The 22349-nt window shown below is 41.5% G+C and carries 21 protein-coding genes; 10 read left to right on the top strand and 11 right to left on the bottom strand.

Going from position 1 to position 22349, the window contains the following annotated elements; translation table 11 throughout:
- Positions 1 to 35: 35 nt before the first annotated feature.
- The 6 genes from xthA to ACN0T8_RS00695 form a co-directional block, all read right to left on the bottom strand.
- The gene (xthA, locus tag ACN0T8_RS00670; RefSeq protein WP_417878766.1) at positions 36 to 842 is read right to left on the bottom strand and encodes an exodeoxyribonuclease III; all 807 of its coding nucleotides are present in this window, start codon (positions 840 to 842) and stop codon (positions 36 to 38) included.
- A 199-nt stretch (positions 843 to 1041) separates the two neighbouring features.
- Positions 1042 to 2202, bottom strand: a complete 1161-nt coding sequence (locus ACN0T8_RS00675) for a JmjC domain-containing protein (RefSeq protein WP_417878767.1) — start codon at positions 2200 to 2202, stop codon at positions 1042 to 1044.
- A 277-nt stretch (positions 2203 to 2479) separates the two neighbouring features.
- On the bottom strand, positions 2480 to 3853 hold the full coding sequence (purB, locus tag ACN0T8_RS00680) for an adenylosuccinate lyase (protein ID WP_417878768.1): 1374 nt from the start codon (positions 3851 to 3853) through the stop codon (positions 2480 to 2482).
- Between the two features lie 81 nt (positions 3854 to 3934).
- The gene (hflD, locus tag ACN0T8_RS00685; RefSeq protein ID WP_417878769.1) at positions 3935 to 4552 is read right to left on the bottom strand and encodes a high frequency lysogenization protein HflD; all 618 of its coding nucleotides are present in this window, start codon (positions 4550 to 4552) and stop codon (positions 3935 to 3937) included.
- A gap of 87 nt (positions 4553 to 4639) precedes the next feature.
- The gene (gene mnmA / locus ACN0T8_RS00690) at positions 4640 to 5782 is read right to left on the bottom strand and encodes a tRNA 2-thiouridine(34) synthase MnmA (RefSeq protein ID WP_417878770.1); all 1143 of its coding nucleotides are present in this window, start codon (positions 5780 to 5782) and stop codon (positions 4640 to 4642) included.
- A 102-nt stretch (positions 5783 to 5884) separates the two neighbouring features.
- Positions 5885 to 6583 (bottom strand): rRNA large subunit pseudouridine synthase E, encoded by a 699-nt coding sequence (locus tag ACN0T8_RS00695; RefSeq protein WP_417878771.1) that lies wholly within the window; start codon positions 6581 to 6583, stop codon positions 5885 to 5887.
- Positions 6584 to 6980: 397 nt separating this feature from the next.
- Between ACN0T8_RS00695 and ACN0T8_RS00700 the strand changes: the two genes are divergently transcribed.
- On the top strand, positions 6981 to 9212 hold the full coding sequence (locus ACN0T8_RS00700; RefSeq protein WP_417879468.1) for an NADP-dependent isocitrate dehydrogenase: 2232 nt from the start codon (positions 6981 to 6983) through the stop codon (positions 9210 to 9212).
- Positions 9213 to 9608: 396 nt separating this feature from the next.
- Here the strand turns inward: ACN0T8_RS00700 and cspD are convergent, their stop codons facing one another.
- Positions 9609 to 9830, bottom strand: coding sequence for a cold shock domain-containing protein CspD (gene cspD, locus ACN0T8_RS00705; RefSeq protein WP_417878772.1), 222 nt, complete (start codon positions 9828 to 9830; stop codon positions 9609 to 9611).
- 352 nt (positions 9831 to 10182) lie between these two features.
- On the opposite strand from cspD, the gene clpS reads away from it, so the two are divergent.
- Positions 10183 to 10503 carry an ATP-dependent Clp protease adapter ClpS gene (clpS, locus tag ACN0T8_RS00710; RefSeq protein WP_027696127.1) on the top strand — a complete coding sequence of 107 codons (321 nt, stop codon included), beginning with the start codon at positions 10183 to 10185 and terminating at the stop codon, positions 10501 to 10503.
- An 85-nt stretch (positions 10504 to 10588) separates the two neighbouring features.
- Positions 10589 to 12856 (top strand): ATP-dependent Clp protease ATP-binding subunit ClpA, encoded by a 2268-nt coding sequence (clpA, locus tag ACN0T8_RS00715; RefSeq protein WP_417878773.1) that lies wholly within the window; start codon positions 10589 to 10591, stop codon positions 12854 to 12856.
- A 189-nt stretch (positions 12857 to 13045) separates the two neighbouring features.
- On the opposite strand, the gene infA is transcribed toward clpA, so the two are convergent.
- The 3 genes from infA to aat all read right to left on the bottom strand — a co-directional run bounded on the left by infA (position 13046) and on the right by aat (position 14790).
- A complete protein-coding gene (infA, locus tag ACN0T8_RS00720; RefSeq protein ID WP_001040192.1) occupies positions 13046 to 13264 on the bottom strand; it encodes a translation initiation factor IF-1 in 219 nt (72 codons plus the stop codon).
- Between the two features lie 118 nt (positions 13265 to 13382).
- Positions 13383 to 14075 (bottom strand): arginyltransferase, encoded by a 693-nt coding sequence (locus ACN0T8_RS00725; RefSeq protein WP_417878774.1) that lies wholly within the window; start codon positions 14073 to 14075, stop codon positions 13383 to 13385.
- A 4-nt stretch (positions 14076 to 14079) separates the two neighbouring features.
- Entirely contained in the window at positions 14080 to 14790 is a 711-nt protein-coding gene (gene aat, locus ACN0T8_RS00730) for a leucyl/phenylalanyl-tRNA--protein transferase (protein ID WP_417878775.1), read from the bottom strand.
- 121 nt (positions 14791 to 14911) lie between these two features.
- On the opposite strand from aat, the gene aroA reads away from it, so the two are divergent.
- The 7 genes from aroA (at position 14912) to pyrF (ending at position 21703) form a co-directional block, all read left to right on the top strand.
- Positions 14912 to 16204, top strand: a complete 1293-nt coding sequence (gene aroA / locus ACN0T8_RS00735) for a 3-phosphoshikimate 1-carboxyvinyltransferase (protein WP_417878776.1) — start codon at positions 14912 to 14914, stop codon at positions 16202 to 16204.
- A 205-nt stretch (positions 16205 to 16409) separates the two neighbouring features.
- Positions 16410 to 17090 carry a (d)CMP kinase gene (gene cmk, locus ACN0T8_RS00740; protein ID WP_417878777.1) on the top strand — a complete coding sequence of 227 codons (681 nt, stop codon included), beginning with the start codon at positions 16410 to 16412 and terminating at the stop codon, positions 17088 to 17090.
- 145 nt (positions 17091 to 17235) lie between these two features.
- On the top strand, positions 17236 to 18906 hold the full coding sequence (gene rpsA / locus ACN0T8_RS00745) for a 30S ribosomal protein S1 (RefSeq protein WP_027696121.1): 1671 nt from the start codon (positions 17236 to 17238) through the stop codon (positions 18904 to 18906).
- 59 nt (positions 18907 to 18965) lie between these two features.
- On the top strand, positions 18966 to 19268 hold the full coding sequence (gene ihfB / locus ACN0T8_RS00750; protein ID WP_346656333.1) for an integration host factor subunit beta: 303 nt from the start codon (positions 18966 to 18968) through the stop codon (positions 19266 to 19268).
- Positions 19269 to 19469: 201 nt separating this feature from the next.
- A complete protein-coding gene (locus tag ACN0T8_RS00755) occupies positions 19470 to 19760 on the top strand; it encodes a LapA family protein (RefSeq protein WP_417878778.1) in 291 nt (96 codons plus the stop codon).
- A 12-nt stretch (positions 19761 to 19772) separates the two neighbouring features.
- Positions 19773 to 20942 (top strand): lipopolysaccharide assembly protein LapB, encoded by a 1170-nt coding sequence (gene lapB / locus ACN0T8_RS00760; protein WP_417878779.1) that lies wholly within the window; start codon positions 19773 to 19775, stop codon positions 20940 to 20942.
- 62 nt (positions 20943 to 21004) lie between these two features.
- Positions 21005 to 21703: an orotidine-5'-phosphate decarboxylase gene (pyrF, locus tag ACN0T8_RS00765; protein WP_417878780.1), complete on the top strand. Its 699-nt coding sequence runs from the start codon at positions 21005 to 21007 to the stop codon at positions 21701 to 21703.
- A gap of 103 nt (positions 21704 to 21806) precedes the next feature.
- Here the strand turns inward: pyrF and ACN0T8_RS00770 are convergent, their stop codons facing one another.
- Entirely contained in the window at positions 21807 to 22223 is a 417-nt protein-coding gene (locus ACN0T8_RS00770; protein WP_417878781.1) for a VOC family protein, read from the bottom strand.
- Positions 22224 to 22349: the final 126 nt, after the last annotated feature.

Below are 22349 nucleotides of genomic sequence, written 5' to 3' on the forward strand. Positions count from 1 at the left end.
TAGTTCGCCACTAGCGGCGTTTTATTTATGTGGGATTATTTGAACTCAGACCAAATAGGCGCGTGATCGGAAGGCTTCTCAATGCCACGCAATTCGTAATCAATGCCCGCATCAATACATTTAGCCGCAAGAGATGGTGTCGCTAAAATCACATCAATGCGTAGGCCGCGATTATCATCAAAGCCACGAGAGCGATAATCAAACCACGAGAACTGATTATCGACAGTTGGGTGAAGATTACGGAAGGTATCCTCAAAGCCCCAATCAAGCAGAGTTTTTAACCATTGACGTTCTTCTGGTTGGAATGAACATTTACCGGTTTTTAGCCAGCGTTTTGCGTTTGGTTCACCGATGCCAATATCCAAATCAATTGGACTAATATTAATATCGCCCATCACAATCACTTGCTCATCGTTGTGGTGATGAGTGTTCAGGTGCGTCATAAGATCTTTATAAAACTGGCGCTTGTATGGGAATTTGGTTTCATGGTTAATGTTGTCACCTTGTGGGAAGTAACCATTCATCACCGTCGTTTTCTGGCCGCTTTCATCTTCAAATGTCGCCATGATCATACGCTTTTGATGTTCTTCGGTATCAGTTGAAAACCCTTTTTGTACCGAGATAGGCTCTTGCTTACATAACATGGCAACACCGTAATGGGCTTTTTGACCATGGAAGTAAACGTGGTACCCCATGGCTTCTACATCGGCAAGTGGGAAAGCTTCATCATGCACTTTGATTTCTTGTAGGCCAATCACATCTGGTTGATGCTTATCGATAATGGCTTGTAGTTGATGAAGTCGCGCGCGTAGGCCGTTTATATTAAAGCTAATTACTTTCATAGTAGATAGTCCAATCCGTGAGTATTGTTTATCGCTCTATCATACAGAGCATTTTATCGATAGGGTATGTTGGCGTGATTGATTGTTGGATTTGTATTCAATAAATAACAATACAAGGCGCTGAATGAAAGATTCACTCAGCGCCTTGTATTGGTTTATCGGTGTATTTACTAGCCGTTTAGTTTATTACGAGCATAGATTATTCGTAGAACCAGTAACCTTTATTAATCAGCTCAGTTAATAGAGTGATTGCCGCAGGGATGCTAGTCAGAGATGACAGTGTTTGTGCTTCGATATCATCATAGTCACATAAGATGTTAGCTAAAGGCTCTAATCCAGCTTCAAGCTCAAATACTTCACCATTGATGAATAAAGTATTTGGGTTGGTCTCATGGTAGTTCGCACGTAGACCAGCGACTTTATATAATGGCTGTTCAGTTTGGATGCACTGCATCATATCATCCATAGTGAGAGGCTCTTCTGGTACGATGATGTTTAGCTGATGACGCGATTGACTCAACATGCAGCCTAAGAAATCTTCAATTCTAGCAGGGTCTTCAAAGGCTTTTTTCAACATGCCAGTGAGTAGTTGCGTATCGGTCGTTTGGATCATACCAGAACCTGATTGCGTTTTTTGCTCTGGGTTGTGTAGATGAACATCGCCAATATCGTGCGCCAAAATGTAATCAGCAAAGTTGCTTAATAGCTCTTGTTCTTTTGGTGAGCGGAAGCCAACAGAGTAGCTCATTGATGGCTCTAGAGCATAGCCACCATGTGGGAAACCCGGCGGGATATATAAGATGTCGCCCGGTTCGAGCACGTCATCAATAATCGCATCAAAACCTTTGATTTGACGTAGAGCTTGCGCTTGGATCACTTCTTCATATTGACCTTCATCCTTCTCGCCGACACGCCAATGACGCTTGCCTAGACCCTGGCAGATGAATACATCATATTGATCGATATGTGGACCTACGCCGCCACTTTCGACCGCAAAACTGATCATCAAGTCATCAAATAACCAACCCGGCATCGCTTTGAATGGTTCAACTAATTGCGCTGCTTCTGGGTGCCAATGGTTTGCCGCTTGTACGATCAAAGACCAATGGCTTTCTGGTAGTTGAGCGAACTTATCTTCATCAAATGGACCATGTTCAGCGCCCCATTGTTTGTCTTTGTTCGACACAAAACGTGAATCAATGACTTCTTCCATAGAAAGCCCAGCTAGATCGTCAGGAGTAAGAGGATCGACGAAGCCATTTTCTGGAGAACCGGTAAATAGGCCACCTTTAATGATGGTTGGTTTTTTTTGCCAATACTCGGCTAAGAATTCTTCTAGAGAAAAAGAAAGTTGATACATGAGGTGCCTACAAGTTGTATTGAAACGAAACAGGGCGAAGAGTGTAACAGAAAGCACAGATTAAAGGGAAATGTAGAGGATAAGGGGGAGAGTGGATAGCAAAAGAAAAGGGCCAGCCGGAGCTAACCCTTGAGCTGTCATCCTGAATAACGACGAAGGAGTGTAGTTCAGGATCTCCTAAAGCTATCGACTTCACAGCTTAACGTAGGAGATTCCAAACAGTTCGTTCCTCACTTTTGGAATGACGAATGTTGTTTTTTCGGGTAACGACCTTTGTTTATTTCAACAAATCCGTCAGTTTAACCGCATCACCGATGTAGTTTGCTGGGGTCATTTGTTTTAGGCGTTCTTTTTCATCCTCAGGGATGTCAAGGCCATCAATAAATGCGCGCATGCCTTCGCCATCTACACGCTTACCACGAGTCAATTCTTTTAGTTTCTCGTATGGTTTTTCGATGCCGTAACGACGCATCACTGTTTGTACTGGTTCAGCTAGTACTTCCCAGTTCTTGTCTAGCTCAGCTTCAAGAGCCGCTTGGTTTACTTCAAGCTTGCTGATACCGCGCATCACTGAAGAATAAGCGATCATTGCATAACCACAACCAACACCTAGGTTACGAAGAACCGTTGAGTCAGTTAGGTCACGCTGCCAGCGAGAGATAGGCAGTTTTTGTGCAAGATGACCAAAGATCGCATTAGCTAAACCTAAGTTACCTTCCGAGTTTTCAAAATCGATAGGGTTCACTTTATGTGGCATGGTTGAAGAGCCAATTTCGCCAGCAATGGTTTTTTGTTTAAAGTGGCCTAATGCAATGTAGCCCCAAATATCACGATCGAAGTCGATTAAGATGGTGTTGAAACGCGCAATCGCATCGAACAATTCTGCAATGTAATCATGTGGCTCGATTTGCGTTGTGTACGGGTTCCAGTCTACGCTAAGTGACTTGGTGATGAACTCTTCACTAAATGCATGCCAATCTAGCTCAGGGTAAGCAGAAAGATGAGCGTTGTAGTTACCGACGGCACCGTTGATTTTCGCTAGGATTTCAACGCTAGCGATTTGCTTGTATTGACGTTCCATACGGTATGCCACGTTTGCCATTTCTTTACCCATAGTCGAAGGTGAAGCTGGTTGGCCGTGGGTACGAGAAAGAAGCGGGATATCACGATACTCAACCGCTAGTGCTTTAATCGCATCAATGATTTCACGAATGGCAGGAAGAATAACCTCATCACGTGCTTCTTTAAGCATAAGCGCGTGAGATGTGTTGTTGATATCTTCAGAAGTACAAGCAAAATGGATGAATTCGCTTACTGCATGCAATTCAGGTAGTGCTTCTACTTTTTCTTTTAGGAAATACTCAACCGCTTTTACATCGTGATTAGTCGTACGTTCAATCGTTTTGATACGATTGGCATCATCTTCGCTGAAGTTCGCCGCAATCTCGTTAAGATATTGGTTCGCTTTGTCACTGAATGCAGGCACTTCTGCAATTGCAGCAGTCTCTGCAAGCTTTTGTAACCAACGAATTTCAACGATAGTACGGTACTTTAGTAGGCCGTACTCGCTGAAGATGCTGCGTAACGCAATCGTTTTACTTCCGTAGCGGCCGTCTACCGGTGAAACAGCAGTCAATGCTGACAGTTCCATGTGTATCTCCTGAATTAAATTGAGTTAGATTGAAATAGGGTAAATAGGTTTAGCATGTCGCTTATTATTAGGTGCGTGTTATTAAGTACGTGCAAGTAAGATTTTAGCTTGTTCAAGCATCTTCTTACGACCAAACAATAAGTGACGACGTTTACCACCAACTTGACGCCATAGCACCGCACAACGTACGCCTGCTAATAATAAGGCGCGAACTTTGTGTTGGTTAGTCGTTTGTTGTAATACGGCTGGTGTGCCAGAAACTTGGATACGCGGACCAACAGGGCTAATCACATCGAGATAAATACTGGCAAGGTTGCTGATCATTTGATCTTCTAGCAAGTCATAATGTTCAGTTTGGCGCTCGATGGTAGTCAAACGATCACCGAGTTGAGACATCGAATCAGGGCGAGCGTTGAGTTTGCGCTCTAATGACATAATGCTAATGATATAGCGGGTTGCTTCGCTGCCTGTTGGAGAGCCATCTATGCCGTTAATTAGGGTTTCAAGCCCCAGCTTAAGGTTTGATTCATCACCAAAGACATCCAGCGTATTACGTGGATTCATATTGACGATGGTTTTTAACGTTGTTTCAAGAGCCGCAGAATCACAATGCCCGTTTCGCGCGACCTGTTGAACAAGTGCAACCGCTTGGCAGATGCCAGCAAAAGCGATGGTACGGTCATAAAGAGTGTTTGCCACGTTAACTTCTCCTAAAAACAAACTTAATTGATGCTGTTTACTATAAACGAAAGGGCCACGAAGAGCCCTTTAAATGTTAATAATCGATTAGATTCTCGCTTCAATAATACCGCCGCCTAAGCAGACATCTTGCGAGTAGAATACTGCCGACTGCCCCGGAGTCACTGCTACTTGAGGTTCATCGAAAATCACTTTGATATTGTTTTCATCGATAGGCTCAATAATACATGGAATATCTTGCTGGCGATAACGTGTTTTAACCGTACAGCGTAGAGGTTCAGTAATTGTTTGACGATCAACCCAGTGCAATTGCGAAGCAATTAAACCCGTAGATTTTAGAAGTGGATGATCGCCACCTTGTACTGCGATAAGCACATTACGTTTGAGATCTTTTTCAGCGACATACCATGGATCTTCATTACCACCACCGCCTTTTTGGCCACCAATATGTAAGCCTTTACGTTGACCTAGGGTATGGTACATCAAGCCTTGGTGTTCGCCGATTACTTTGCCTTCTGGCGTTTCGATTTTACCCGGTTGAGCAGGTAAATAGCGTGATAAGAAATCAGTAAATTTACGCTCACCGATAAAGCAAATGCCGGTTGAATCTTTTTTCTTCGCCGTAATTAAATCTTGCTCTTCCGCAATGCGTCGAACTTCTGGTTTTTCTAAATCACCAACAGGGAATAAGCTCTTAGCCACTTGTTCATGGCTTAGCGTGTATAAGAAATAGCTTTGATCTTTATTGCTATCTAAACCACGAAGCATTTTCGGTAATTCACCCGCTTCGATTTGCTCAGCAGTAGGGAAGGTACGACGAACGTAGTGACCCATTGCGATATAATCTGCATCAAGCACTGCATCAGCAAATTCTAAGAAAGCTTTAAACTTGATTTCTTTGTTACATAGAATATCAGGGTTTGGCGTACGGCCAGCTTTGTATTCCGCTAAGAAATATTCAAAAACATTGTCCCAGTATTCAGATGCAAAGTTAATGGTATGCAGTTCAATGCCTAACTTGTCACACACAGCTTGCGCATCTGCAAGATCTTCTGCTGCCGTACAATATTCTTCGTTATCATCTTCTTCCCAGTTTTTCATGAAAAGCCCTTCAACTTGATAGCCTTGTTGTTGAAGCAAGTAAGCTGAAACGGAAGAATCGACACCACCGGACATTCCGACGATTACTTTTTTATTAGCATTTTCTAGCTTTTGGCTGTTATCTGACATGCAATGAATACCACAAAATTAATCTGGTCCGAATTCTAACAGAAAGTTATCACAGGTGACAGATCCGAGAGGGGGAGAAATAATGCATACTGTACTGTTTGCTTAAACTTTAATAACTTTGTAATTACCAGGCTGTAAATTACCTAAAGACCAATCACCAATTGAGTAACGAATTAGCCTTAATGTTGGAAAACCAATATGCGCCGTCATACGTCTGACTTGTCGATTACGACCTTCAATAATAGTCATTGCTAGCCAGGTTGTTGGAATGTTTGCACGAAAGCGAACTGGGGGATTACGAGGCCATATTTCAGGCTCGGGAATAATTTCCACTTTGGCGGGAAGTGTTATGCCGTCTTTGAGTTCAACACCATGGCGTAACTGTTCTAAATCCTCTTCAGAGGGTGCCCCATCCACTTGCACCCAATACGTTTTTGGCGCTTTGGATGTTGGCTGAGTGATTTTAGCTTGTAGAATACCATCGTTCGTTAGCACCATTAGGCCTTCGCTGTCTCTGTCTAATCTACCGGCGGCATATACATCTTTAATATCAATATAGTCAGCTAGCGTTTTTCGTTTCTCACCGTCAGTAAATTGGCTAAGTGTATCGTATGGCTTATTAAACAAAAGGACGATGCGGTTTTCTGCGGTCACACGCGGTGAGTTGTGAGTTATTTTTTGTTTAGGGCGTTTAGTAAAACGATGTGTTGAGCTGCTTTTTTTTCCTCTTGATTTGGTCGGATCTGTTTGAAACTTACGACTCGATTGGGTCTTTTTAGAGAGAGAGTTTGAGCTCGACATGTTAACTACCTTGCAAAAATGTAAACAAATTAAGAGGCTAAGTTTTAATAACTTTAGAATTGATCTAGTATGGTGCCGCTAAAAGAAGAAGATAATAGACCATTAACTTGAATTTGTTTAATTCATTCTCGAATTTCTTACCCAAAAGAGTTCGGATGGAATGCTAAATAATATCTCTATCATCAAGTTATCGTGAAATGACTTTGACGTGACTTTGAAGGGGTATAAGTGAACGAAAGCAGCTGTGCTAAAAATTATCTGGTATAGCTAATATCTATTATCTACCAACATAGAGAAAGGTCGAATGAGATGACCGTTTTCTTGAGCCACACAGCCAATCTCATCTATTAAGGCTGTTCGAAATATATAGGGAAATTCAATGCCTACCACAGATCAAATGAAAAATAAGCAGCCAACTATTATTTACACTATTACTGATGAAGCACCAGCGCTGGCAACTTACTCACTATTGCCAATCATTCGTGCTTATACCGCTTCTTCAGGTATCAATGTAGACACTCGTGACATTTCATTAGCGGGTCGTATTATTGCGAACTTTCCTGAATACCTAACAGAAGAACAACGAATTGGTGATGCGCTTTCTGAGCTAGGTGACCTGGCTAATACTCCAGATGCAAACATCATTAAACTACCAAACATTTCTGCTTCTATTCCTCAATTACGCGCAGCGATTAAAGAGCTGCAAGCCAAAGGATACGCACTACCTAACTATCCTGATGAGCCAAAAACAGACGAAGAGCGTGCAATTAAAGAAACTTACGATAAGATTAAGGGGAGTGCAGTAAACCCAGTTTTACGTGAAGGTAACTCTGACCGTCGTGCACCACTTTCTGTTAAGAACTACGCGAAGAAAAACCCACATTCAATGGGGGCTTGGGATGCAAACTCAGCATCACATGTTGCGAGTATGTCTGAGCAAGATTTCTACGGTAGCGAAAAATCCGTCACTATTGATGGTGCGCGCAATGTACGTATTGAGCATGTCGATGCGGGTGGTTCAGTTGAAGTGCTTAAAGCGCCATTTGCTCTGTTAGATAAAGAAATTATTGATGCGGCTGTGCTTAATAAAACTTCTTTAGTTGAATTCTTTGAAAAGCAAATTGATGAGGCTAAAGAACAAGGGATCTTATTATCCTTGCACTTAAAAGCAACCATGATGAAAGTTTCTGATCCAGTTATTTTCGGTTATGCAGTTAAAGTGTTCTATAAAGATGTATTCGATAAATACGGTAACTTGTTTGAAGAGTTAGGCGTTGATGTGAATAATGGCATCGGTGATGTATATAGTAAGATTGAAAACTTACCCACTGATCAAAAACAAGAAATTGAACAAGCATTAGATGCCGTTTATGCCACTCGTCCTTCATTGGCGATGGTGGATTCTGATCGTGGTATCACTAACTTGCATGTACCAAGTGATGTGATTGTTGATGCATCAATGCCAGCAATGTTGCGTTCTTCTGGTAAAATGTGGAATAGCGAAGGTCAGCTGCAAGATACTAAAGCAATGATCCCAGATCGTTCATATGCGGGTGTGTATCAAGCAGTTATCGACTTCTGTAAAAAGAATGGTGCATTTGATCCAACGACTATGGGTAGTGTTCCAAACGTAGGTTTGATGGCACAAAAAGCAGAAGAATACGGTTCACATGATAAAACTTTCGTTGCGAAAAAAGCGGGGGTTATACGTGTGATTGACGAAAATGATACAGTTCTACTTGAGCAAAATGTTCAAGAAGGCGACTTATTCCGTATGTGTCAGGTTAAAGATGCTCCAATTCAAGACTGGGTGAAACTGGCCGTTACTCGCGCACGTGATGCAGGTGTACCTGCGGTATTCTGGTTAGATGAAAATCGTGCTCATGATGCTGAGTTGATTAAAAAGGTCAATGCTTACTTGCCACAACATGACACTAATGGTCTTGAGATTAAGATTTTAGATCCAGTATCGGCAACCAACTACTCCCTTGATCGTATCAAAGACGGCCTAGATACTATTTCGGTAACAGGTAACGTATTACGTGATTACCTAACGGATTTATTCCCAATTCTTGAACTAGGTACATCAGCGAAAATGTTGTCAATTGTTCCTCTGATGAATGGTGGTGGTTTATTTGAAACGGGCGCGGGCGGCTCGGCTCCTAAGCACGTTCAACAAGTTGAAAAAGAAAATCACTTACGCTGGGATTCTTTAGGTGAGTTCCTTGCTTTAGCAGCCTCTCTTGAGCATCTAAGTAGCGTTGCGAATAACCCTAAAGCAAAAGTATTAGCTGAAACGTTAGATAAAGCGACAGGTCAATTCTTAGATGAGAACAAATCACCATCTCGTAAAGTGGGTGAGCTTGATAACCGTGGTAGCCACTTCTACCTAGCGGCATACTGGGCGAAGGCATTGGCTGAACAGTCGAAAGATGCTGATCTTGCTCAGCAGTTTGCACCGATTGCAGCCGAGCTTGCTGAAAAAGAGCAGCAGATTGTAACTGAATTAAATCAGGCACAAGGCGTTGCAGGCGACTTAGGCGGTTATTACTTATTTGATGAAGACAAAGTAGTAACACTAATGCGTCCTAGTGAGACACTAAACCAAGTGCTAAATGCTTTACGCTAAGCTGAAGAGTCTTAAATAAATGATAAAGCGCTCTATATGGGCGCTTTTTTTATGTCTGTTATAACAATCAACATAATTAGGTGATCAATAATTGCGCAGGAAGAATCCTTGAGAATAAGGCATAAATTTTCGATAAGCAGTCGTTCTACAATTAAAACTGATAACGGAGTTATCGAGGCTTTTCACAAGAAAGAATGATCAGATAATTAGTACGATTGGCATTAGTACATGTAGGGATTAATTTAGCTGCTTACTTTGCTTGGTATTTTAGATTTAAGGGGGAGTGATGCATAAAAAGCCATACAAATTGATAAGGTCATTTGTATGGCTTTATACTTGAATATAGATAACAGAAAAGTCTATAGAAAGGTGTGATATTTAGTTATCGTAATTGGACTATTTTACTTGGTCGCCATCTAGTGGCATGACAAGACTAGCATGAGAGCCTTTAGGGCCTTTTTCAACTTCGTAGGATACTTGTTGTCCTGCTTTTAACGTTCTATACCCGTCCATTTGAATTGTCGAGTAGTGAGCGAAAATATCACCTTCTTCTCCTTCTGGACAAATGAAACCAAATCCTTTGGCATTGTTAAACCATTTAACGGTACCTGTAGCCATGCTTTACATCCCTCATGCTTTTTAACGATATAACGGTTAGTTTTTTAACCACTCTAAGAACACAATTTAGACAATCATGGCTAACAGTCAATAGTTGATGGTGATAATTATCGGTCGAATAACAAAAATAGCGATGTGAGTTTAACTTTTGCTTAACATTGAGTTTTCTCATTTACATCGTTTAATGATAGTTTGAGAGTATATTGCTTTCTTTTTAAGCTGTTAGTCTGCAAGTGTAACGGAATAGCAATCTTTTATTTGCAGGGATACAATTGGTGGATTAGTCTCTAAATAAGAAGGCAGGTTGATAGGTTTGTTTTCTATCAATGTTGGTCATAAAGTAGAATTAAGCATGAATAAGCAATACCAATGGACTTCACCAGATATCGATCTTCTGGAAGATGAGAAGACCAAACTGAAGCCACCGGCGATGTATCATGTGATACTTAATAATGATGATTACACGCCAATGGATTTTGTAATTGAAATACTGAGTCGCTTTTTCTCTATGGATTTGGAGAGTGCGACTCAAGTAATGTTAAAAGTGCATTTTGAGGGAAAAGCAAGTTGCGGCACATTTACGGCTGAAGTTGCTGAAACAAAAGTGATGCAAGTCACCATGTATGCTCGTGAAAATGAACATCCCTTGTTATGTACTATGGAACAGGTGTAGTGCCTTTTATTTTGATTGGTATCACCTAGATGACTTAGGCTTTAGCTGAATATGAACATAGTAATTGTTCTTTGGGGAGGTAGCTATGCTAAATAAAGAACTGGAAATGAGCTTGAATAGCGCATTTATGCGTGCTAGAGAGAAACGTCATGAGTTTATGACTGTTGAGCACCTTTTATTAGCGCTGCTTGATAATGATTCTGCTCATGAGGCTTTATCAGCTTGCCAAGCAGATATTGATACATTACGCCAAGAACTCGATGCTTTTATTGAGCAAACGACCCCTTTGATCCCAACTGTTGATGAAGAACGTGAAACTCAGCCAACATTAAGTTTTCAACGAGTACTGCAACGCGCGGTATTCCATGTTCAATCTTCTGGCCGCAATGAAGTCGCAGGTGCTAACGTACTTGTTGCCATTTTTAGTGAGCAAGAGTCACACGCCGCCTATCTTCTAAAGAAAAATGATGTCAGTCGACTTGATATCGTTAATTTTATTTCACATGGTATTCGCAAATCAGGAGATGACGTTGATGGCAGTCAAAGTGATATCACTGGTGATCAGCCGCAAGAAAATAGTTCTGAAGAGCGTTTAGATAGTTTTGCTACAAATCTTAATGAAGTGGCTAAAAAAGGGCAAATCGATCCGCTCATTGGTCGTGATGTTGAACTTGAGCGCACAATTCAAGTGTTATGTCGTCGTCGTAAGAATAATCCATTACTCGTCGGTGAAGCGGGGGTTGGTAAAACGGCAATAGCTGAAGGGTTAGCGTGGCGTATTGTTGAAGGTAACGTACCTGATGTGATTAAAGACAGTGTGATTTATTCACTTGATATTGGTTCGTTATTAGCAGGCACAAAATATCGCGGCGATTTTGAAAAGCGCTTTAAGACTATTTTGAAGCAATTAGAAAAAGAGAAAGATACCATTCTCTTTATTGATGAAATTCATACTATTATCGGTGCTGGAGCCGCTTCTGGTGGCCAAGTGGATGCAGCGAACCTCATTAAACCATTACTGAGTAACGGTAAATTACGCTGCATTGGTTCAACGACTTATCAAGAATACAGCAGCATTTTTGAGAAAGAGCGTGCGCTGGCTCGACGTTTTCAAAAAATTGATATTTTAGAGCCTTCTATTGACGATACGACGAAAATTCTTATCGGCCTTAAGAGCAAATATGAAGAGCATCATCAGGTTCGTTTTAGCAATAAAGCGTTACGTGCTGCTGTGGAGCTTTCTGCTAAGTACATTAATGAGCGTCATCTGCCAGACAAGGCAATCGATGTTATTGATGAAGCGGGCGCACATTGTCGACTAGCACCTGTGAGTAAACGTAAGAAAACCGTCAATGTTGCTGATATTGAAGCTATCGTAGCCAAGATTGCTCGGATCCCAGAAAAGTCAGTTTCTTCTTCAGACAAAGAAGTATTGTCACGCCTAGATAGCCGACTCAAGCTACTGGTATTTGGACAAGATCCTGCGATTGAAGTGTTATGTGAAGCGATTAAGTTAACTCGTGCCGGTTTAGGCCACGATAATAAACCGGTTGGTTCATTCTTGTTTGCAGGCCCAACAGGGGTAGGTAAAACAGAAGTGACGGTGCAATTATCTAAGCTACTAGGGGTTGAACTACTGCGTTTTGATATGTCGGAATACGGCGAGCGTCATTCTGTGAGTCGTTTGATCGGTGCCCCTCCTGGTTATGTGGGTTATGACCAAGGTGGTTTGTTGACGGATGCGGTGATTAAACACCCTCATTCAGTTGTCCTACTTGATGAAATTGAAAAAGCGCATGGCGATATATTCAACTTGTTATTGCAAGTAATGGATAACGGCACACTGACTGATAACAATGGTCGTAAAGCCGATTTCAGAAATGTTATCTTGGTAATGACAACCAATGCGGGTGTTCAAGAGACTGAGAAACAATCTATGGGCTTGATTCAGCAAGATAATAGTCATGATGCGATGGCTGAAATCAAGAAAGTCTTTACACCAGAGTTTAGAAACCGTTTGGATAATATCATTTGGTTTAATAGCTTGAGTGAAGAGATGATTCATCAGGTAGTGGATAAGTTCATTGTGGAATTACAAGCACAACTAGATGGACGTGGTGTTTCAATGGAAGTGTCGGAAGAGGCTCGTCATTGGTTAGCCAAAAAAGGTTACGATAAAACTATGGGCGCAAGACCTATGGGACGTGTCATTCAAGAGCAATTGAAAAAACCACTGGCAAATGAGTTGTTATTTGGAGTTTTGGTTGATGGCGGAACAGTAAAAGTAGCGCTCAATCACAATGATGAAGAACTGGAATTCACTTATTTAAATCAAGAAGAAGCGGTTCACTAATCTTGTATGAGATGGCGGCTTTAACTTATGAGTGACGTTGAAAGCTCTTACCTAAAAAGGTAGGAGCTTTTTTGTGCTTCCAGCCTTGATAGAGGGGAGGGGAATTGAAGTTATAAAAAACCGAAGCCTAAGCCTCGGTTTTGAAATTAGGTTTAAACGGACGTGATAGCCACTTAAACATTTAATTGATTAACGTGCGCGGAAGACGATACGGCCTTTGGATAAATCGTATGGAGTCATTTCTACAGTCACTTTATCACCCGTTAGGATACGGATGTAGTTTTTACGCATCTTGCCAGAAATGTGTGCCGTTACTACGTGACCATTTTCTAATTCTACGCGGAACATAGTGTTTGGTAATGTGTCAAGGACAGTGCCTTGCATCTCGATTACGTCTTCTTTTGCCATTTAATCCTCTTACCGAAATTTGGCTTATTCTTAACCGCTAGATTGAGCAGTCAATTTAGGGGTAATAATGCTCCAACAATGAATAATTATATGCAGGAGATTAAAGTTGTTGCGTATTCTACCCTTGCCAACGCTGATTTACTAGCTTTTGATGACGTTGAAAGCGAACTTTGTAATTCATCGCTGGGCAATCATCAATTTGATAACCCAAATAAAGCCAGTGTTTATGTATTTGTTCACATTGCTTCAATTGCAATAACACACACAAAGTACCTAGTGATAATGGGTGTTCAGGTTCATAAAAGGTATAAAATGCACTTAGAGAGTTAGGTAGGCAATCTGTTACCGCTACTGCGATGAGCGTACCGTTCTCATAAACATGTAAGAATTGAGGCTGCATCCAATCTGCGAGAATAAAGTTTTCGAAAACATCTTTATTGGCAGGATACATACTGCCACTTTGATGTCTCGCTTCAATATACTTCTCATACAAATCAAACCAATTATCATCTAGTTGCGACTTTAATTGCCATGAAAGTCGCGCTGCTTTATTCAGTAATCGTCGCTGACTCTTTGAATATGTAATATTTGGGATTGAGACTCGAATGGGTTGGCAGGCCTGACAAGCATCGCAATGAGGTCGATAGATCATATTGCCACTACGACGAAAGCCATTAGCAAGAAAGAGTTCATATTGACCAGGAGTATGTAACGCTTCATCTAAAATAACCGCGACCCGTTCTTGTTGATTTTCTAAATAGCTGCATTGGCTAGAAGGAGTTAAGCCGATCTTTATTTGGTTTGATTCCATCCGTTTATCCTTCTGTGAGCTTAAGTGTACACGGTGTAAAGTTGCTATTTATTGGCTTATTTTGTAATTGCTTTATTAGCGATATGAAGTGAGAACGTGGAACCTCGTTGACGCCTAGCCTTTCCAAGTGAGGATTCATGATCTGACAATCGATCAGTTGACCTCCAACATGAGAAAAGTGATCGCATAGATACCAGAAGGCAACTTTAGATGCATTGCTTTCAATTGAAAACATCGATTCACCACAAAATAGTTGGCCTAATTTAATGCCATATAAACCACCAATCAAAGTGTCATCGCGCCAAACTTCAACAGAATGACAATGACCTAATTTGGCTAATGTAATATAAGCATGAATCATCTCTCGAGTGATCCAGGTTTCTTCGATAGGGCGAGTGCTGGCGCACAGTGTAATTACTTGTTCGGTTGCTTGATTTAAAGTGACGGTTAAATGATTACGACGAAGATGCTTTTTTAGACTTTTAGAGGGAGAAAATTGATTAGGTTCGATCACCGCCCTAGTCGCAGGACTCCACCATAGAATGGGGTCTTGCTGTGAAAACCAAGGGAATATGCCATGCTTATACGCGTTGATAATTCTCTCTGGACTGAGATCGCCGCCGAAAGCTAATAACCCATCCGGCTCAGTGAGTGCCGACTCTACATCAGGAAATGTTTCTTTATAGTCATCTAAGCAAGGTAAGTAGATAGTCACGGCAAGTATTCTATTTATTAATCAACTCTTGAGATGATAGCAAGATTTACACTAGCACTAAATCTTGTTTTTCGTTAATCTCAAATGCATTAATAGCTTTTAGCAAGGAATATGAAAACCAATGGAAAGCCTTACTCTTCAACCTATCTCGAAAATCTCCGGTGAAATTAACCTTCCGGGGTCAAAAAGTGTTTCAAACCGGGCTTTATTATTGGCCGCTTTGGCGACTGGCACGACGCGCTTAACTAATCTTTTAGATAGTGATGATATTCGACACATGTTGAACGCTCTGACCAAACTAGGCGTCGCATTCCAATTGTCCGAAGATAAAACCGTGTGCGAAGTGCAAGGTATCGGTGGTGCTTTTGATATAGACACTTCTACTCCTCTTGAATTGTTTCTCGGCAATGCAGGTACAGCAATGCGACCTCTCGCAGCGGCTTTGTGCCTAGGAAAAGGGGAGTTTGTATTAACCGGTGAACCACGGATGAAAGAGCGTCCAATTGGTCACTTAGTTGATGCGTTGCAGCAAGCCGGAGCCTCGATTGAGTATTTAGAAAATGAAAATTATCCACCAATCAAAATAACTGGCACAGGGTTGAAGTCTGGTTCAGTGACAATTGATGGTTCTATATCAAGCCAATTTCTAACCGCTTTCCTCATGTCTGCGCCGCTTGCTGAGGGGGATATTACCATTCACATTGAAGGTGAATTGGTTTCTAAGCCATATATAGATATTACCTTAGACATCATGGCTAAGTTTGGTGTTAATGTAATCAATGATAATTACCAAACATTTACCATTCTTGCAGGTCAAACTTATCAAAGCCCAGGTCAATTCTTGGTTGAAGGCGATGCGTCTTCGGCTTCTTACTTCCTCGCCGCAGCGGCAATTAAAGGCGGAGAAATTAAAGTAACCGGTATTGGTAAAAACAGTATTCAAGGTGATATTCAATTTGCAGACGCACTGGAAAAAATGGGCGCAGAAATTGAGTGGGGCGAGGATTATGTTCTTTGCCGAAAAGGGCAATTGAATGCGATCGATATGGATTTTAACCATATTCCAGATGCCGCGATGACGATTGCAACGGCGGCGTTATTCGCCAAAGGCACTACCTCGATTCGTAATGTATATAATTGGCGAGTAAAAGAAACTGACCGTTTATCTGCGATGGCAACAGAATTAAGAAAAGTTGGCGCAGAAGTAGAGGAAGGTCATGACTACATTACTATTACACCTCCAACACAGCTAAAGCATGCTGCGATAGATACCTATGATGATCACCGCATGGCAATGTGTTTTTCACTTGTGGCGCTAGGTGATACCGCAGTGACGATTAACGATCCAAACTGCACCTCAAAGACTTTCCCTAATTACTTTACAAAGTTTAGCGAATTAAGCCAGTTGGTCTAAAATTAAACATAAGTAGAATATTTATTCGGCCTCACTTAGCGTGGGGCTTTTTTGTATTGGGATAAAATTTCAGTTGCTTTGACTAATCTTGGATATATTGACTAATAATCCATGCATAGACGGTCTAATTTCGCTATAATTTTGCGCTTAAAAACCGTCATGTTTCTTGAGCATAGCTTGCTCACATAGATCCCGGAGAAAATGTATGTCATCTCAAAGCCCGGTTATCACCGTAGATGGGCCAAGCGGCGCAGGTAAAGGTACCTTGTGCATGATGCTTGCGGATAAGTTGAATTACCATCTACTTGATTCAGGCGCAATCTATCGTGTATTGGCTTTAGCCGCTATTCATCATGGTGTGGACACAGAATCAGAAGATGCACTAGTACCACTAGCAAATCACCTTGATGTGCAATTTATTGCGGAAGGTGACTTGGTGCGAGTCATTTTAGAGGGTGAAGACGTATCGAAAGAATTACGTAAAGAAGAAACGGGCACTGCTGCCTCAAAAGTCGCTTCTTTACCTCGAGTGCGTGAAGCATTACTACGTCGCCAGCGTGCATTTAGTGCGGAACCAGGCTTAGTTGCTGACGGTCGAGATATGGGAACGGTTGTTTTCCCGAATGCGGAAGCGAAAATTTTCTTGGATGCAAGTGCCGAAGAAAGAGCACAACGCCGCTTGAACCAGTTGCAACTAAAGGGGTTAAGTGGTAAATTCGACCAACTTTTATGCGATATTCAGGAACGTGACGATCGTGACCGCAACCGTGCTGTTGCTCCTTTACGTCCAGCTGATGATGCATTAGTGATTGATTCTACATCACTTTCTATTGAAGAAGTGGTAGAAGTCGCGCTAGAATTTATAGAATCTAAACTCACTAAGTAATTGTTTGTTTTTAGAACGTCTGGTTTTTAAAAACATCGCTATTTAGTGATAAGGACTGTCGGTCGCAAGGATGATGACTGGCTAATTTATCAACCCCATGCGGTAGGATACCCATGGACGTTTAATTAATTGAAGATCATATATAATGACTGAATCTTTTGCTCAACTCTTTGAAGAGTCGCTAAACGAACTAGAATTCCGCCCAGGTACTATTGTTAAAGGTACTGTTGTTGCTATCGAGAACGGTTTCGTTCTTGTTGACGCAGGCCTAAAATCTGAATCTGCTATTCCAGCTGAACAATTCAAGAACGCTGCTGGCGAACTTGAAGTTGAAGTTGGTGCTGAAGTAGATGTAGCACTTGACGCGGTAGAAGATGGCTTCGGTGAAACTCAACTTTCTCGTGAGAAAGCTAAGCGCCACGAAGCTTGGATCGTACTTGAGAAAGCATGTGAAGAAGCTGAAACTGTTGTTGGTATCATCAACGGTAAAGTTAAAGGCGGTTTCACTGTTGAACTAAACGGTATCCGTGCATTCCTACCTGGTTCTCTAGTAGACGTACGTCCAATTCGTGACACTGCTCACCTAGAAAACAAAGAGCTAGAGTTCAAAGTAATCAAGCTTGATCAGAAACGTAACAACGTTGTTGTTTCTCGTCGTGCTGTTATCGAATCAGAAAACAGTGTTGAGCGTGACGAACTTCTTGAAACTCTACAAGAAGGTACTGAAGTTAAAGGTATCGTTAAGAACCTTACTGACTACGGTGCATTCGTTGACCTTGGCGGTGTAGACGGCCTACTTCACATCACAGATATGGCTTGGAAGCGTGTTAAGCACCCATCTGAGATCGTAAACGTTGGTGACGAAATCCTAGTTAAAGTTCTTAAGTTTGACCGTGAGCGCACTCGTGTTTCTCTAGGTCTTAAGCAACTTGGTGAAGATCCATGGGTAGCAATCGCTAAGCGTTACCCAGAAGGTCACAAACTAACTGGTCGTGTAACTAACCTAACTGATTACGGCTGCTTCGTAGAAATCGAAGAAGGCGTTGAAGGTCTAGTACACGTTTCAGAAATGGATTGGACTAACAAAAATATCCACCCATCTAAAGTGGTTAACGTTGGTGATGAAGTTGAAGTTATGGTTCTTGATATCGACGAAGAACGTCGTCGTATCTCTCTAGGCCTAAAACAATGTAAAGCTAACCCTTGGCAGACTTTCGCTGAAGCGCAAGCTAAAGGCGACAAAGTTACTGGTAAGATCAAGTCTATCACTGACTTTGGTATCTTCATCGGTCTTGACGGTGGTATTGACGGTCTAGTTCACCTATCTGACATTTCTTGGAATGCTCAAGGTGAAGAAGCAGTTCGTGACTACAAGAAAGGCGACGAAATCTCTGCAGTTGTTCTAGCAGTAGACGCTGATCGTGAGCGTATTTCTCTTGGCGTTAAGCAAATGGAAAACGACCCGTTCAACAGCTATGTTGCTGACAACAAGAAAGGTACTCTTGTAAACGGTACTGTAACTGCAGTTGACGCGAAAGGTGCTACAATTGAATTACAAGAAGGTGTTGAAGGTTACATCCGTGCTTCTGAAGCAGCACGTGACCGTATCGAAGATGCATCTCTAGTATTCAGTGTTGGAGACAGCGTTGAAGCGAAATTTACTGGTGTAGACCGTAAGAATCGCGTAATCAACCTATCTATCAAAGCTAAAGATGAAGCTGAAGAGCAAGAAGCAATGGCTACTCTAAACAAAGCTGATGAAGCTGCGTTTGGTAATGCTATGGCTGACGCATTCAAGGCTGCTAAAGGCGAATAATTTTTTGCCTATAGAAGGGGGCCTGAAAGGGCTCCCTTTTTTCGATAAGAAAGAGAAAAGTGAGGGAATCACCTATGACTAAGTCAGAATTAATTGAAAGACTTTGTGCTCAGCAAACCCATTTATCAGCAAAAGAAGTAGAGGATGCCGTAAAAGATATCCTGGAACATATGGCTTCTAAGTTGGAAGAGGGCGATCGTATTGAAATTCGTGGTTTCGGCAGTTTTTCTCTACATTATCGTGAACCACGTATTGGTCGTAACCCCAAGTCAGGTGAAAAAGTGGAACTGGAAGGTAAATACGTTCCTCACTTTAAACCAGGGAAAGAACTACGTGAGCGTGTAAATAGTAGCATTGCGTAAGTGGTGCCGTGTTATGACGTTACATGATTAGAATTTAAAGAAAGCGGCATTCGTTAGATTGCCGTTTTTTTATGGGTAAAATTCAAACGACTGACAATTTAATTAATAATATTTCCATCTTTCAATTAATTGGCAATGGAGTGTCAGGCAAATTTACTGCATAATCAAAGAATCATTTCGCTGTATGGAAAGGTGGTAATTATGAAAATTATAAAAATCATACTGGTTATCGCACTTTTTCTGATTGCTTTAGCGTTAGGCGCACAGAATCAAGAAACAGTGACATTTAATTATCTCATTGCTCAAAACGAACTGCCGCTCTCTTTGTTACTCGGCATCGTTTTTGTGGTTGCTTTTGCGATTGCCTGGTTGATTTTTGGTAGTTTATATCTGAAATCAAAACTCACTGTGCTTCGTTTACGCAAACAATTGAATAAAGCACAGGCACCTTCTGCAAAGTCATCAGAGCAGCTCCCTGAAATTAAAGGCTAGGTTTATTCGTTAATGCTAGAGCTACTCTTTCTGCTATTGCCCATCGCCGCTGCTTATGGCTGGTATATGGGTAATCGTAGTGCTCGACATGATAAGCAAGAACAATCTCATCAGATCTCTAGGCAGTATGTCAGAGGTCTAAACCTCCTATTGTCTGAACAATCAGATCAAGCCGTTGACCACTTTATCGAACTACTTCAAGTTGATGATGAAACGATTGATACTCACTTAGCCTTGGGTAACCTGTTTCGGTCACGTGGTGAAGTCGATCGCGCTATTCGCATACACCAAAACTTAATTTCTCGTGATGGTCTTACGGTTGATCAAAAAAATCTTGCACTGCAACAGTTAGCGAAAGATTATATGGTGTCGGGCTTTTTTGACCGTGCGGAGAAAATCTTTGAACAATTGATTGAAGAGCCTGAACATAGAGAACAAGCCCTTCAGCAACTTGTCACCATCTATCAGCAAACTCGCGAATGGAATAAAGCCATTAAATATGGCGATGACTTAGTCGCGATGGGACGTAAGAAAATGCGTCGTGACATTGCTCATTATTGGTGTGAGATCGCCATGCATGAATTGAGCTTAACCAACACATCAAAAGCAGTTCTCTACTTTAAGCGAGCACTAACTGAAGATCCTAAATGTGTTCGCGCTAATATCGCATTAGGTAATATTTATCTTGAGTCGGATAACTATAAGCAAACCATTCAATGCTTAGAGCAGGTTATTGAGCAAGACATCGATTATATTTCAGAAATTCTTCCAACTTTAGCAGACTGTTATTACCAAATTGACCAAGAATCAGGAATGCTAGAGTTCTTGAAAAAGTGCATCGCTAAGAAAGCTGGCGTATCTGCTGAGTTAATGCTCGCTCAAATGGTCGCCCAACACGAAGGTATTGCCGCTGCGCAAACCTTGTTAACCCAACAATTAATAAAGAACCCAACGATGAAAGGGTTCTATCGACTGATTGACTACCATATTGCCGAAGCTGAAGAGGGCCGAGCAAAAGACAGTTTGACAACCTTACAAGAGATGGTAGGGGTGCAAATGAAAGCTAAGCCTCATTATCAGTGTCGTCAGTGTGGCTTTGCTACTCATTCTATTTACTGGCACTGTCCATCTTGTAAGGGGTGGGGAACCATTAAGCCGATACGTGGTTTAGATGGTGAATAATTCGTACCTTTTTTGCACAAAATAACGCTAAAATTCGTTTTAATTTATTGAGAGGAAAACCAATGTTAGACCCAAAAGTGATTGTTGCCTTAGATTATGAAAATCAAAATGATGCATTAGCTTTCGTGGATAATATTGATCCTACCCAATGTCGCTTAAAAGTCGGCAAAGAAATGTTTACTCTATTTGGCCCTGACTTTGTGCGTGAATTACATAAACGAGGTTTTTCAGTCTTTCTAGACCTTAAATTCCATGATATTCCGAATACTTGTTCGAAAGCGGTTAAAGCGGCGGCAGAAATGGGCGTTTGGATGGTCAATGTTCACGCCAGTGGTGGTGAACGTATGATGTCGGCATCACGCGAAATCCTTGAATCTTACGGTAAAGATCGCCCATTATTGATTGGGGTAACAGTACTAACCAGTATGGAGCAATCGGATCTTGCGGGTATTGGGCTGGATGTGGCTCCGCAAGAGCAAGTGAAACGTCTTGCTAAGCTCACTCATCAAAGTGGTTTAGATGGCGTGGTATGCTCAGCTCATGAATCTTCGATTTTAAAGGCTGAACTCGGTCAAGAGTTTAAATTGGTGACTCCAGGCATCCGTCCTGTAGGTAGTGCAGCAGGCGATCAGCGCCGCATCATGACACCAGCTGAAGCAATGACTGCCGGTTCGGATTACTTAGTTATTGGTCGTCCAATTACTCAAGCAGAAGAGCCAAACCAAGTGCTAATTGATATCAACGCTTCTTTGAATGCGTAAGCGGACTTGTTCACGCAAATAGTTCATGTTCGTATATACCAAAGTTATTAGGGTATTAAACACAAAAGCCAGTGCTCATTTTGACACTGGCTTTTATGTTGGTTTATAAATCGTAGTTTCGCTCACTTGGAATATCGGTTAGGTATTCAACAAACTCAACTTCAAATCCAGCAGGGTCAACGAAGTAAACGTTTTTCCTAAATGGGTTTTCTGCTCCGGGTTTCGCTATTTGGTATCCGTTACTGACTAACCTTTCTATTATGCTATCTATGTTCTCTACCGAATAAGCAAAGTGTGCTAACCCTACTTGGTAACCATCTAAGTCTCGGTTTTGCCCTTCACCATGATTACTGATGGCGAGATATTGATAATCATCGCCTAGATGTAACCAGTGCCTTGGCTTTCCATGCCACTCATCATCACCTTCGCTGCGGATTGTCCAATGAGGAAACACAGTTTGATAAAAGTGAATCATGGCGGGAACATCACTCACGACTAAATTGACATGTTCTAAGTACATACACATTCCTTTGATTGATGGCTTGAATGAATTTAAGACAAAGATAAAACCTCAAGCTAACATGAGGTAAAGTGTTTTTTATGCAACATAAACTCACATAATAGACTTTAGTAAAAAACGCAGAGA

The organism is Vibrio sp., assembly GCF_048266485.1.
Classification (GTDB): domain Bacteria; phylum Pseudomonadota; class Gammaproteobacteria; order Enterobacterales; family Vibrionaceae; genus Vibrio.